The following is a 13,337-nucleotide window of genomic DNA, read 5'->3' as shown; positions in this document are numbered from 1 at the left end:
AAGACGGGGTGGTCCCTGGGGGAGATGGGGAGAGGACCACCCCGGACACGTCAGCGGAAACGCGACGCGTCAGAAGTTGTAGGTGATGCCGACATAGGCGCGCCGGCCGAAATAATTGCTGCGCACGAACCGGTCGTCGGTGTCGTTGCCCAGATGCTGGCGCTCCACCGATTTGGTCAGGTTGATGACCGACGCGTTGAGCAACAGCCCTTCCATCAGCTCGTACGATGCGTTGATGTCGACCTGCTCATAGGGGGCGTCGTAGACGTTCAGGCCCGAGGAGAGGCCCTGCACCTGCTCGCCGCGGCGGTTGTACGACGCGCGCAGCAGCATCCGGTCGTTCTCGTAGAACACCGATGCGTTGATCTGCGTCTTGGCGCTGCCGACCAGCGGCGATTCGCCGACATCTTGCCCTTCGAGCGTGATGACCGCGGTCGATGTGTCGTTATAGGTGAAATTCACCTGCGCGCCGAGCCCGAAGTCCAGCGTGTGCTGGGCATAAAGCTCGATACCCTGCGACACCGCGTTCGAACCGTTGGCGATGGTCGAATAGGGCTGGATCAGCACCTGCTCGCCATTCACTTCGCGGGTCACGTCGATCACCAGCGGCACGACGAAATCGGACACGTCCTTGCGGAACAATGTCGCACCGATCACCGAGCCGCGCTTGAAATACCATTCGAGGCCCAGATCATATTGCCAGGCGGAGAATGGCAGCAGCTCGGCGTTGCCGCCGCTGCCCGACCAGCCCGGGAACTCGCCGAACTGGTCACGGTCGAAGGCATAGGCGTCCGACCGGAAAGTCAGCGAACGCTGTCTTCCGAGATCGTTGATGGACGGACGGGCGATCACCTTGGCGACGGCACCGCGGATCAGCAGATTGTCGGTAATCTCGTACGACGCGTTCAAGCTGGGAAGCCAGTCGGTATAGGTCTTCGACTGATCGGCTCGCGTGTTGACGATCGTCTCGCGCTGATCGAGCGGCAGCACGAGGCAGTTGCCGTCAGGTCCGATCGGCGGCGGCAAAAACGGATCGCCATTAGTGTTCACGCAATAGTCGTTCAAATATTGCAGCCGATCCGAGGTGTTGCCCGACTGCCGCGTATTGGCGACGCGCAGACCGACATTGCCGCGGAAACGGTCTGTTGCGAAATTGAGCTGGGCATAACCGGCCCAAACCCGCTCGCCGATATCATAGACGAAATCCTCCTCATAGACTCGCACCGACGGTCCATAGGTGGTGTTGAGATAGTTCAGGTAATTCTCGAAATTGATCCCCGGAAAGACATTCGCGCTGACGCCGCCGACGACGTTGCCGATCGGTTCGTCATAGAAGAATTCCGGGCGCGCCACCGCACCTTCCGGCGTGTCCTGATAGCGCAACTCGGTCGCCGGATCGGCATACCAATCGCTGCGTCCGGTTTCGCGGCCAATGCTGAGGTCGCGCCATTTGACGCCGGCCTGGATCGATCGGAGGAAGCCGTCGAATTCCTGTGTCAGATCAAGCTGCGCATAGCGCTGTTCAATCTCGCTGTTGGTGAAACTTGAACCGGTTTGACCGACGTCGATCTGAGCGATGCCATTCTTGATGTTTTCCTGGATCTCGGGGGAGAATTCCATGTTGAGGTTGCCGCCGGTAAAATCCCATGCGCTGTAAAAGTTGCCGTTCTGCTCGGCTCCCGTCACCGTCAGACGCGGCTTCGAAGCCACATCAAAGCGCATCGACGGACCGCCGGTCGCCCTGGTCTTGCCGAACTTCAAAACGGCGCCAAAGCGATCACCCTCGTACTTAACCTCGGTTTCGAACGTATTGGAGACTTGTTTTTCCCGACTGTAGGTGCCGAACATTTGCGGTGTTTCCATCGTACACGGCGGGCTGGCGGCAAGGCACTCGGTTCCCGCAGCCGGCACCTCAAACTGTGCCGACTGAAAAATGGTGCCGCTGGGGTCGAAGGTCGCCCCTGTAAAGAAATTGCCGTAACCCCATTCAGGGATCTTCACGACGTTGCTTGTGAAATCGCTGCTATACTGAAAACGAAAGTAGTTAGAGGTGACGGTGACGTTCTCGAACGGTTTCATCTGCACCGTCGCTTGGATGCCGTACCGCTCGCGCTCCTGATTGAACACTTGGGCTTTCACCGTTTGCGGTGCCCAATATCCAGAATAATGAGTGTTAGCGCGGGTGGTGACCCCTTCGCCGGGCCAATAGGAGATGGCGTCGTCGTTCGCGAACGGGTTGCCGTTGACGTCGGTCGCGGGCGTCAGGATGTTGCCATCCTCGTCGCGGTCGCTCCACCAGCGCCAGGTCTCGATTTCGCCGCGGATCTCGCGGTTGGAACGCTTCTGATAGACGCCGCCAACGAGAACGCCGAACGTCTCGGCCTCATTTTTCCACGACAGCTGCCCGCCGAATTGGGGGTCGAATTTCTCGGTCGTATCCGAATAGGTGCCCTCGGCGGAAACGAAACCCGACCATGCCGGAAGATCGAACGGCCGCCGGGTGTTGAGGATGATCGTGCCGCCGACGCCGCCTTCCTCAAGCCGCGCCTCGGGCGACTTGTACACCTCCGTGCTGGCGATGAAGTTGGACGGCAGCAGCACATAGTTGAACGAACGCTGCGGATCGCCGCTGTCCGCGCCGGCAATGAAGTTGCCGTTGAGCAGCGTCAGGGTTAGGCCGGACTGGAGGCCGCGGATACTCACCCTGCTGCCCTCGCCGCCGTCACGCGAGATGATGACGCCCGGCACGCGCTGCAGCGCGTCGGCGACGTTCTTGTCGGGGAACTTGCCGATATCCTCGGCGGTGATCACATCGACGAACGCGTCCGCCTCGCGCTTCTGCGCCAGGCTTTCCTCGATCGAGGCGCGGTAGCCGGTGACGATGATCTCGTCCTGCGCGGCGGGGGCCGCCGCCTGGTCCGCGGCCGCCGGCGGGGCTTCCTGCGCCGTCGCCGTCTGTGCCTGCGCCATGCCGGCGAAGCCGACGATCATGCTGGCCGACAGCATCAGCTCGCATGTGAGGCGTCCGCCTGCGGCGCGACGCGAAACCTGCATAAGGCTATTCATTTCAGACACTCCTCCCTCGTGCATGGGGAGCGCCCGCTCCCCTCCCTTGCAGATCCCCGCGACGTTTCTGGATCAGCCGCCGTCGTTGGCGGCCAGTCGCTTGTGGAACCTGTATTCAGAATAATAAAAACAAATTGTCAATTAAATTACGGCGCGACTTTGGCGCGGTTCGTCGCAACGCCCCGCCCAATGCGGGGGGGTTCTACCGATCGGCCTCCTTCTCCCAGAGCGGCGCGGCGATCTCGGCGAGCCGCTCGGCCGGCGCCTTGGCGCGCGCGCGGTCATAGGTCAGCAGCCCGTTGATCTCGCCCTCGACATCGCTCGTCTGGGTGTAGACCGAGGCGCTCAGGCCGTGCTCCTTCGCCTGGCGGATGACCTCGTCCATCTTGCGCTTGTAGCGCGCGATATAGTCAGCCTGGTCGGTCGCGGTCTGGTATCCCCAGTTGCGGTCGCCCGGCTGCCACAGATGCCCTTCGACCGGCAGGCCGATGCCGCCATATTCGCCGAGCACGATCGCGCGGTTGCTTTGCAGCGGCGGCCGCCGCGGCACGTCCTCATAGGTGTGGATGTCGAGCACGTCGGACACTTCGGGCGCGACGTCGAGCCAGCCGCTCGCCGCGTTGACCAGCCGGCTGGGGTCCATGCCGCGGACATAGTGCGCCAGGGTCGCGGCGTCGTACTGGCCCCAGCCCTCGTTGTTGACGACCCACATCACGATCGACGGGAAGGCGCGCAGGTCGCCGATCATGCGGGTCAGCTCGTCCTGATGCTGCGCCATCATGTCTGAAGACATCACCGCCTGGGATTGGCTGGTGCCGGTGACGAACTGGTCCTCGCCGCCGCCCGAGGGCATGTCCTGCCAGACCAGCACGCCCAGCCGGTCGGCGTCGTAATAATAGCGCGCGGGCTCGATCTTGATGTGCTTGCGGACCATGTTGAAGCCCGCCTTCTTCAGGAATTCGAGATCGTAGCGCATCGCCTCTTCGGAAGGCGGCGTATGCAGGCCGTCGGGCCACCAGCCCTGATCGAGCGTGCCGTGCTGGAAATAGGGCTTGTTGTTCAGGAGCAGCATCGGCTGGCCGGCGATGGCGCCGGGCCCGACCGAGATCTTGCGCATGCCGAAATAGGTCTCGACCCGGTCGCGCACAGCGCCCGTGACCTGCGCGGCGGCATAGGTCTCGCGCTCGCCCTCGGTGAAGCGCGCGTCATAGGCCTTGCGATCGCGCTCCTCGAGCCCCGCATAGGGATCGCGTACGGTCACCAGCTCGGCGACGAGGTCATAGAGATACGGGTCTTCCGGCGACCAGAGACGCGCATCGGGGATCGCGAGCGTCGTCTCTCGATTGGCGCGGATGATGGTGGAGGCGATCGTCTTGCCGCCCGACCGCGCGGTCAGCCGCACCGCATCGGTGTCGTTGGCCCAGCCGCTCAGCGCGACTTCGACCTTCAGCGTGCCGCGATCGATATCCGGCGTGGCGCGCACATCGGCGATGTGCAGCTTGGGCACCGGCTCCAGCCAGACGGTCTGCCAGATGCCGCTGACCGCGGTGTACCAGATGCCTTCGGGCTTCAGGATCTGCTTGCCGCGCGGCTGGCTGCCCGCGCTGGTCGGATCGGCGACCTGGACGACCAGCTCGTTCTCGCCCGCGCGGAGATAGTCGGTGATGTCGAAGCCGAAACTGTCGAACCCGCCCTTGTGCCCGCCGACCATCGCGCCGTTGACCCAGACATTGGCCTCGTAGTCGACCGCGCCGAAGTTGAGCATGACGTTCTGCCCGGCCCAGTCGGCCGGTACGGTGAAGCTGCGGCGATACCAGACCCGGTCCTCGGGATCGACGCGCCGCGCCACGCCCGACAGCCGCGATTCGACCGCGAAGGGCACCAGGATCTTGCCGTCCATCCGGGTGGGCCTGGCGACCGACGGCGCGGTGATCGCATAATCCCACAGGCCGTTCAGATTCCGCCACTTGGCGCGCTTCAGCTGCGGGCGGGGATAGCTGCGCCAGGCATTCTCGGGTGTGACCTTCTTGCCCCAGCTGGTCATCACCTCGCCGGTGAAGACCTTCTCGCCGCGGACGGGCGCGCTCTCCTGCGCCTGCGCGCCGCAAGCCGCCCAAAGGGCGCAAAGCATCGCCGCCAATATCCGCATGGTCATGCTCCCGTCCTTCCTGCCGCCGGCGACATCGAAGGCGGCGCGGCGTCCGGCGCGCTGCCCCAGGCGGGATTGGGCTTGGGCCCCATCACCAGCACCAGCTTCGCGCCGTCCTTGATGTCGTCATGGCTGAACCAGGGCTTGTTCCAGCTACGCCCGTTGAGCGTCGCCGACTGGATGTACATGTTCTTCGCCGAATTGTTCCGGGCGACGATCTCCAGTGTCTTGCCGTTCCCCAGCCGCATCTTCACCGTGTCGAAGATCGGGCTGCCGATGATGTAGTGCGGCGTCGAGGGATCGACCGGATAGAAGCCCATCGCGCTCAGCGCGTACCAGGACGAGGTCGCGCCCTGATCGTCCATGCCGGGATAGCCGTAGCCCGCCGCGTCGCTGCCGTAGAGCGTGTCGAGGATGCGGCGCACCAGACCTTGCGTCTTCCACGGCTGGCCGCTCCACGCATAGAGATAGGGCGCCTGCTGATCGGGCTGGTTGCCGTGGACATATTGGCCGATCATGCCGGTGCAGTCGCGGCAGATGCCCTTGGGATCGTAGGGCGTGCTGAAGAACCGATCGAGCTTGGCGTTGAACGCGGCGCGCCCGCCCATCAGGTTGATCAGCCCCTGCACGTCGTGCGGCACCAGCCACACCGTCGACCAGCCCGACGCCTCCTTCATCATGAAGTTGTAATAGGGCTCGCCGGGATCGAACGGCGATATCCACGTCCCGTCCTTGGTGCGGCCGCGCATGAACCCGGTCGAGCTGTCGAACACGTTGCGGTAGTTGCCGGCCCGCTTCAGGAACATCCGATAGTCGTCGTTTCTGCCCAGCCGCCGCGCCATCAGCGCCAGCGCATGATCGTCCCACGCATATTCCAGCGTCTTGTCTGCGCCGGCCTTGCCCCCCGCATAGGGCGGGCTCGGATTCCCCTCGGGGACGATGTCCGAAATCCAGCCCTTGGCGATATACTCGTCGAGATAATCGCGCGGTCCCTTGGTGTCGGTCGCGTTCTTGCGCAGATATTCGTAGGCGGCGGCGTAATCGAACGGGATGCCGCGCTCCATCGCGCCGAGATAGAGGAACACCGCATTGTCGCCGTGGAACGAGGTGTTCATGAACCCGCGCTCGCGCGCCATGTCGAGCTCGGATTGCATCACGTCGCGCGTCAGCTCCGGCTCCATCAGCTCGAGCAGCACGATCTGGTTGCGGCCGGTATCCCAGAAGGGCACCGGGCTGTAGCGATCATAGCCCGCGGTCTTCACCTCGCCGTTGCGGGTGGTGAACCGCCCGCCCTTTTCGGCGATCAGCCGCGGGCTGGCGAAGGACTGGAACAGCGTCGAATAGAACAGCCTGCGCTGCTTGGGCGTCCCGCCGGTCACCTCTACGCGGTCGAGCAGCTTGGCCCATTCGGCCCGCGCGGAATCGTGGACGCGCTTGAAATTCCAGCCCGGGTTCTCCGCGCGCAGGCGCTGCTCGGCCTCGGCATAGCTGTGGCCGTGGGCGATCTTCATCAGCACCTGCTCGCCCGCCTTCGTATGGAAGGTGACATAGCCGCCCGCATAATTGCCCGAGACGATCCGCCTGCCCGGCTCGACATCCTTGGTGCCGATGCCCCAGCCCTTGTCCTCCAGGTTCGCGCGGAAGGTGCCGTGCGCGGCGAAGGGCCTGGAGAATTCGGCGACGAAATAGGATCCGTCCGCGCCGCCCCGCTTCTCGGCGGAAAGCCCGCGCACGGTGCGGTCGCCGACGATCTCCACCTCGCCGCCCTCGCGCGGCAGGTTGACGATGACGTTCGCCCGCTCGGTTTCCGGGAAGGTGAACCGCATCATGCTGGTCCACTGCGTCGCGGTCAGCTCCACCTGGGTGCGAAAGGTGTCCAGATAGACCGAATAATAGCCCGGCGACGCCTTCTCGCGCGCCTTGTCGTAATAGGCCGGCGTGTAGGCGGGGGGCACCGTCCAGTCGCCGACCACCGGCATGATGATCGGCTTGGCGTTGCCGCCATAGGTGGCGCCGCCGCCGCCGGTGAAGCCGAACATCGTCGGATTGGGATAATGATAGGGCGCCGGAACGCCGTTGGGATAGGTGAGCTCGAGATTGACGTTGACCGGCGCCGCCTCGACCGAGCTGTGCGGCAGCCGCGCGCCCGGCGAGGTCTGGCCCGAATAGACCGGCTCGCCCGGCGGCGGCGCGTTGCCGATCAGCTCGGGCTTGTCGAGCGGCGCGGTGCCGACAAGGGGGTTGGCCAGGTCGACGGGCCGTTGGTCGGATCGCGCGCCGTTCTGGGCGACGCCCGGCGCGCCGGCCAGGCTGACGCCGGCGACGGCCAGGCCCAGCGTCCGCGTCCAATCCCGGATCGGCGACCTGCGGCTCGTCCGCGCATGGCCCTTCGTCATCAGCCCCTCCTTGTTCCGAAGGAGTCGGCAAACGCACGCCCCTCCGGCGCCGTGCGGATTTCCTCCGCTCCGGCTGTCGCCGCAGTTTCTCGATTAAATAAATCTATTTGTCAAATGAATGTTTGAGATGCGCAGATCATCGTGCGCTGCGCTGTCATAAGCGAGAGCTTCGAGAAGTTTCGCAGCCGAAGCGCTGCCTGAATCAGCTGAGCGAACGGCTCTCGGCGATCCGCCCCTGCGCCTTCCAGAGCGCGTTCGGCTTGGGCAGCAGGAAGTGGCTGAGCGGCAGGATCGCCGCGCCCACCGCCGGGGCGTCCTCGGCGAGCATTGCGCGCTTGATCGGCGCGAGCACTGGCGCGTTGAGCGCCCGCTCCCCCAGCAGCGCGCTCAGGCGGTCGGCCAGCCGATCGACATATTCGCCCGGCAGGCGGCCGCCGATCAGCACCGCGGCGGGATTGATCAGGCAGTTGATCGCCGTCAGCGGCTCGGCCAGCCGCTCGACCGCGTCGTCGATCCACGCGTCGACGATCGGCTCGATCCGCTCGTCGCGTCCGCCCGCCTCCAGCATATCGACGATGGTCAGCCCGGCCGCCTCGAGCGGGCGCGCAAGGCCGGACAAGGAAACAAAGTTCTGGATCTGGCTGCGCGCACCTCGCCCGTCGTCGCTCATCAGGAAGCCCAGTTCGCCGCTCCGCCGGTCCGCGCCCCGGAAATAGGCGCCGTCGATCACCAGGCCGCCGCCCAGTCCCGACGATATCAGGATATAGAAGAAGCTGGAGAATCCCTGGCCGAGGCCAAGCTGAAGCTCGCCCATGGCGGCCGCCGCGGCGTCGTTCTCCACGAACACCGGAAGGTTGAGCGGCTCCGCGAACAGCCGCGCGACGTCCGCCTTCTCCCATTCGGCATAGGCCGCTGGGCGCCCGGGCAGGTCGACCAAGCCCAGATCGTCGGGACGCGCGATCCCGACGCCGACCAGCTGCCCGACATCGACCTTCGCGCGCTTGATCAGCTTGTCGACCGAGCGCTGGTAGAAGGTCCTGATCTCGCCGGGCAGCGCGAACTCCACCTCGCGGGATACGCGCGCGACGGTCTGGCCGACGAAGTTCACCACGACCATCGTCACATGATCGCGGTCGATGTTGACGCCGATCGAATAGCGGGCGTTCGGGTTGATGACGAGCTTGGTCGGCGGCTGCCCGCGCCCGCCGCGCAGCCGCCCGGCCTCTTCGATCAGCCCTTCGGCAAGCAGCCTTTTGGTGATGTTGGCGATCGTCGCGGGCGTGAGGCCGGTGATATGCGCCAGATCCACCCGGGTCAGCGAACCGGTGACACGGATCGCATGAAGCGTGACGCGCTGGTTGTGATCGGCCGCCCGCTCCAGGTTGGTGCCGGAAAGGCCTATGCGGGCAGGCGAAGCGCCGGTCATCCTTTGTCCTCCACTCACGTCCTTGCGCTATATGCGGCTGCGGATCAAACCAATGAAACGAAACCATGAACACGCTCCTCGAAATCTGCGTCGATGATCCGATGGGGATCGAAGCGGCCGTCGCCGGCGGCGCGGATAGGATAGAGCTGTGCTCGGCGTTGGAGCTCGGCGGCCTCACGCCCTCCCCGGCCCTCCTCGAAAAGGCGCTGCGGACCGGTTGTCCGACGCACATGATGATCCGCCCGCGCGCGGGCGGCTTTGTCCTGTCGGAGGACGAGGCGGCGCTAATGGTCGAGGAGATCGGCCTCGCAGTCGGGCGGGGCGTCGCCGGAATCGTCGTGGGTGCGCTGCGTGCCCAGGGCGGGCTCGACGGCGAGGCGCTGGCGCGCTTCCGCGATGCCGCGCGCAATGCGACGATCATACTCCATCGCGCGATCGATCTATTGCCCGATCCCGTCGCGGCGGTGCGAGAGGCGGTTGCGCTCGGCTATGACGGCATCCTGAGCTCCGGCGGCGCGCCTTCCGCGATCGAGGGCATGGCGACGCTCGCCGCGATGGTCGAAACGGCCGGGGACCGGCTGTCGATCATCGCCGGCGCGGGCGTCACGCCCGACAATGTCGCGCGGCTCGTCGCGACCACCGGAGTGCGCGAGGTGCACGCGTCGGCGAGCCGCCCCGGCCCCGAGCCGGACGGCGCCACGCTGCGGCTCGGCTTCGCCAAAGGCCCGCGTCGCGCGACGGACGAGGCGATCGTGGCACAGCTGCGTGCAGCGCTTGCAGGAAGGACGATCGGGGATGAATGAAGCAATTTCGCGCCGCACTGCACTCACGCTCGGCGGGGCGACGCTGACGGCGGGTGCGACGAGGGCGGCGGCCGCCGACGATCCGGTCGCCGTGGTCTCCACTTGGGATTTCGGCAAGGCGGCGAACGCGGCCGCGCTCGTCCGTCTCCGGGCCGGCGACACGGCGCTCGACGCAGTCGAGGCTGGCGCCAGGGTGCCCGAAGCCGATCCGGCCAACCATTCCGTGGGCCTTGGCGGCTATCCCGATCGCGACGGCAACGTGACGCTCGACGCCATCATCATGGACGATCGTGGCAGCGTCGGCGCGGTCGCCGCGCTGGAGCATGTCGTCCACGCAATCTCGGTCGCGCGACTGGTGATGGAGAAGACGCCGCACACGCTGCTGGTCGGCGAGGGCGCCACCCGCTTCGCGCTCGATCAGGGCATGAGGCGCACCAGGCTGTTGACGCCCGATGCCGAGAAGGCGTGGCGCGAATGGCTCAGGACCGCGCGCTACCAGCCGGTCGCCAATGTCGAGAACCGGCTGCCCGCACCGCCCGGCTCGGCGCTCAACCACGACACGATCGGCATTCTCGCCCGCACGCTCGACGGGCATATGGCGGCCGCCTGCACCACCTCCGGCATGGCCTTCAAGATGCGCGGCCGGGTCGGCGATTCGCCGCAGGCGGGCAGCGGCCTTTTCATCGAGAGAGGCGTCGGGGCGGCGGCCGCGACCGGCGTCGGCGAGGAGGTGACGCGCATCGCCGGCACGGCCCGCGTGGTCGGCTCGATGCGCGCGGGCCTTTCGCCCCAGGCAGCATGCGAGGAGGCGGTCAGGCACATCGCCCGGCTGCGCGGCGAGGCGATCATGGGGTTGCAGGTCGGCTTCCTCGCGCTGGGCCATGACGGCCGCGTCGGCGCCTATGCGCTGCTGCCCGGCTTCACCTATGCGGTGACGCGTCATTCGGGCGCGGCGGAGATATTGCCTGCGGCAAGCCTGTTCACCCCGCCGGCTTAGGCGGTTCCATCCTCTGCCAACAGCCGCACGGCGGCGGCCGCGGCCAGCATGAACGCCGCGGCGATGACGAAGCCGAACACGGGATCGTCCGGATATAGGGCGCTGCCCAGCGCGCCCATCACCGTCGAGACGACCAGCTGCGGCAGCACGATGAAGATGTTGAACAGCCCCATATAGACGCCGAGCTTGTTGGGCGGCAGGCAGTTGCTGAGGATGGTATAGGGGATGGTGAGGATCGACGCCCACGCCATCCCGACGCCGATCATCGAAACGAGCAGCAGATCGGCGTCGCGGGTCAGCGCAAAGGAGACGAGCCCCAGCGCGCCCGCGATCAGGTTGATCGCGTGCAGCCGCCGCATTCCGATGCGGCGGGCGAGCGCGGGGATCGCGAACGCATAGACCGCGGCGACCGCGTTATAGGCGCCGAACAGCACCCCCACCCAGTTGGCCCCGTCATTATAGGCGGCCGATGCGACGTCGCTCGCGCCAAAATGGTGACGCGTCACCACCGGCGTCGCGTAGATCCACAGCACGAACAGCCCGAACCATGACAGGAAATGGACGATCGCCAGCCGCCGCATCGTCGCCGGCATGGTGTTGAGGTCGCTCAGGATGTGGTTGAGCAGCCGGTCCCGGCCAGCGGACAGGCGCAATCGGTTGATCATCTGGGCCAGGCCGAACGCCGCCATGCCGAAGCCCAGGATGTAGAGCGGCTGATCGAGACCGAGTGTCGCGACCGATGCGGCTATGGCCGCGCCTATGGCGATCCAGCCCGCCGCCTGCCGCCACCCCGGCGCGGCCTCCGCCGGCGGCGCTGCGTGGCCGGTCGCGTCGCCGAAGGCGCGCAGCGTGTCGGGCGGGAATTCGCGCGTCGTGACCACGGTCCACGCGATCGTCGCGACGAGCACCGCCGCGCCGCCGTAAAAGGCCCAGCGCACCGACGGCGGCGTCTCGCCCAGCGGCGCGGTGTTGGCAATGCCGAAGCCGTCGGTCAGGATCGCAGGGGCGCAGGCCGCCAAGACCGCGCCCGCGCCGATGAAGATCGTCTGGAACGCGTAGCCGCGGCTGCGCTGCCGGGGATCGAGCATGTCGCCGACAAAGGCGCGAAACGGCTCCATCGAGACGTTGATCGACGCGTCGAGGATCCACAGCAAGGCGGCCGCTACCCACAAGGCCTGCGCATGCGGCATCGCCACCAGCGCGAGCGCCGCCAATATCGCGCCCGCAAGGAAATACGGCCGTCTGCGCCCCAGACGTCCAAGCCAGGTGCGGTCGCTGAAATGACCGACCAGCGGCTGGACGATCAGTCCCGTCACCGGCGCCGCGATCCACAGGAAGGGCAACTCCTCGATGGTAGCGCCCAACGTCTGGAAGATGCGGCTGACATTCGCCCCCTGCAGCGCGAACGCCACCTGGATGCCGAAGAAGCCGAACGACAGGTTCCACATCCCTGCGAAACCGAGCAGCGGGCGAGTGGCCGCGCCCTCGTGCACGCTTGGCGCGGTCATTCGCCCCGCCCGCGCGCGCCGCGACGATAGTCGCGCGGGGCCATGCCGAAGCGTTCGTGGAACCGCTGGGTGAAGTGCGACGGACTGGAAAAGCCCAGGTCGTAGGCGATCTCGGACACCGGCCGGCGCGTGCCGACGATCCGCCGCGCGGCGACATGCAGCCGATAGGCGCGCGCGTAATCGGTGAAGTTCATTCCGAACACCTGCTTGAACCGGCGGGAGAAATAGGCGGGCGAAAGGCTGCACATCGTCGCCGCCGCGGGCAGCGGGATCGCCGCACCGGGATCGCGGCGCAGCCGGTCGAGCGCCGGCAGCAGGCGATCGACATCGGCGTCGGCATTGCCCGATTCGGAGCTGCGCGCCTCGGGCGCCTGGGCCACCGCGGTCAGCAGCAGTTCGACGAGGCGCCCGACCAGCGGACCCCGCGCGTCGGCTGCGGCGGCGTCCTGCAGCCACTCGGCGAGCATCGCCAGCCGCGCGAACTCTGACGCTTTCGGATGCGCGCAGAACGGCCGCGCCAGCCGGGCGCCTTCGGGCCGCACCGCGATCTGCTCGACGATATAGGGATCGACCTGCACCAGCCGCCATGACTTGGCGCCCGCATCGAGCGCAAAGTCGTGGTGCCGCATCGAAGGGACGAAGGCGATGCTGCCCGGATCGAGCCGATAGCGCTTGCCATCGGCGAAGAACCAGCCGTCGACCGCGTCGAACAGCACCAGCTCGCTCACGTCGTGGAAGTGGAGCAGCCGCCCGAGCGACGGCGAGGATGCCGGATGGGTCACCCGGTCGACCACGACCGATGCCCCGGGCGCCAGCTCCACCGGCTCGCAAATTGGTCGTGCCGCCATGACAAGAGAGTGATAGTATTTCGCGCAAGGGGCAAGCGGGGGCGTCGCTTCGAAGTCGCCGTGCCCCGATCGAACGCGCGGCAAATGCGCGCCTAGCCTCCCATCCAGGTCAACATCTCGACAGTTTTTGGCGGGCCGGACGAC

8 protein-coding genes are annotated in these 13,337 nt (G+C 66.3%); 2 read left to right on the top strand and 6 right to left on the bottom strand.

From position 1 onward, the window contains the following. Positions 1-69: 69 nt before the first annotated feature. From D1610_RS04130 to D1610_RS04115, 4 genes are all read right to left on the bottom strand, one after another. Entirely contained in the window at positions 70-2,970 is a 2,901-nt protein-coding gene (locus tag D1610_RS04130; protein WP_245941985.1) for a TonB-dependent receptor, read from the bottom strand. Between the two features lie 298 nt (positions 2,971-3,268). Then, positions 3,269-5,221, bottom strand: coding sequence for a glycoside hydrolase family 2 protein (locus D1610_RS04125; protein WP_182466688.1), 1,953 nt, complete (start codon positions 5,219-5,221; stop codon positions 3,269-3,271). Next, positions 5,218-7,611: a GH92 family glycosyl hydrolase gene (locus D1610_RS04120; RefSeq protein ID WP_118862806.1), complete on the bottom strand. Its 2,394-nt coding sequence runs from the start codon at positions 7,609-7,611 to the stop codon at positions 5,218-5,220. The genes D1610_RS04125 and D1610_RS04120 overlap by 4 nt, the downstream gene beginning before the upstream one ends. Positions 7,612-7,813: 202 nt before the next feature. Then, positions 7,814-9,037: an ROK family transcriptional regulator gene (locus D1610_RS04115; protein ID WP_118862805.1), complete on the bottom strand. Its 1,224-nt coding sequence runs from the start codon at positions 9,035-9,037 to the stop codon at positions 7,814-7,816. Between the two features lie 65 nt (positions 9,038-9,102). On the opposite strand from D1610_RS04115, the gene D1610_RS04110 reads away from it, so the two are divergent. Beyond that, positions 9,103-9,840, top strand: a complete 738-nt coding sequence (locus tag D1610_RS04110; protein ID WP_118862804.1) for a copper homeostasis protein CutC — start codon at positions 9,103-9,105, stop codon at positions 9,838-9,840. Continuing rightward, on the top strand, positions 9,833-10,837 hold the full coding sequence (locus D1610_RS04105) for a glycosylasparaginase (protein WP_118862803.1): 1,005 nt from the start codon (positions 9,833-9,835) through the stop codon (positions 10,835-10,837). The genes D1610_RS04110 and D1610_RS04105 overlap by 8 nt, the downstream gene beginning before the upstream one ends. Here D1610_RS04105 and D1610_RS04100 read toward each other — a convergent pair. Together D1610_RS04100 and D1610_RS04095 are read right to left on the bottom strand one after the other, a co-directional pair. Further along, positions 10,834-12,345, bottom strand: coding sequence for an MFS transporter (locus D1610_RS04100; protein ID WP_118862802.1), 1,512 nt, complete (start codon positions 12,343-12,345; stop codon positions 10,834-10,836). The two genes, D1610_RS04105 and D1610_RS04100, sit on opposite strands and share 4 nt — an antisense overlap. Further along, a complete protein-coding gene (locus D1610_RS04095; protein ID WP_118862801.1) occupies positions 12,342-13,193 on the bottom strand; it encodes a helix-turn-helix domain-containing protein in 852 nt (283 codons plus the stop codon). Before D1610_RS04095 ends, D1610_RS04100 begins: the two co-directional genes overlap by 4 nt. Between the last annotated feature and the right edge of the window lie 144 nt (positions 13,194-13,337).

The organism is Sphingomonas gilva, from assembly GCF_003515075.1.
GTDB lineage: Bacteria > Pseudomonadota > Alphaproteobacteria > Sphingomonadales > Sphingomonadaceae > Sphingomonas > Sphingomonas gilva.
Note: the sequence above shows the minus strand (reverse complement) of the source record. Positions and strands in the feature narration are given on the sequence as shown.

Coding starts and splice junctions, on each gene's coding strand:
- D1610_RS04130 (WP_245941985.1), bottom strand. CDS start 2,970: ATGGCGCAGGCACAGACGGCGACGGCGCAGGAAGCCCCGCCGGCGGCC.
- D1610_RS04125 (WP_182466688.1), bottom strand. CDS start 5,221: ATGACCATGCGGATATTGGCGGCGATGCTTTGCGCCCTTTGGGCGGCT.
- D1610_RS04120 (WP_118862806.1), bottom strand. CDS start 7,611: ATGACGAAGGGCCATGCGCGGACGAGCCGCAGGTCGCCGATCCGGGAT.
- D1610_RS04115 (WP_118862805.1), bottom strand. CDS start 9,037: ATGACCGGCGCTTCGCCTGCCCGCATAGGCCTTTCCGGCACCAACCTG.
- D1610_RS04110 (WP_118862804.1), top strand. CDS start 9,103: ATGAACACGCTCCTCGAAATCTGCGTCGATGATCCGATGGGGATCGAA.
- D1610_RS04105 (WP_118862803.1), top strand. CDS start 9,833: ATGAATGAAGCAATTTCGCGCCGCACTGCACTCACGCTCGGCGGGGCG.
- D1610_RS04100 (WP_118862802.1), bottom strand. CDS start 12,345: ATGACCGCGCCAAGCGTGCACGAGGGCGCGGCCACTCGCCCGCTGCTC.
- D1610_RS04095 (WP_118862801.1), bottom strand. CDS start 13,193: ATGGCGGCACGACCAATTTGCGAGCCGGTGGAGCTGGCGCCCGGGGCA.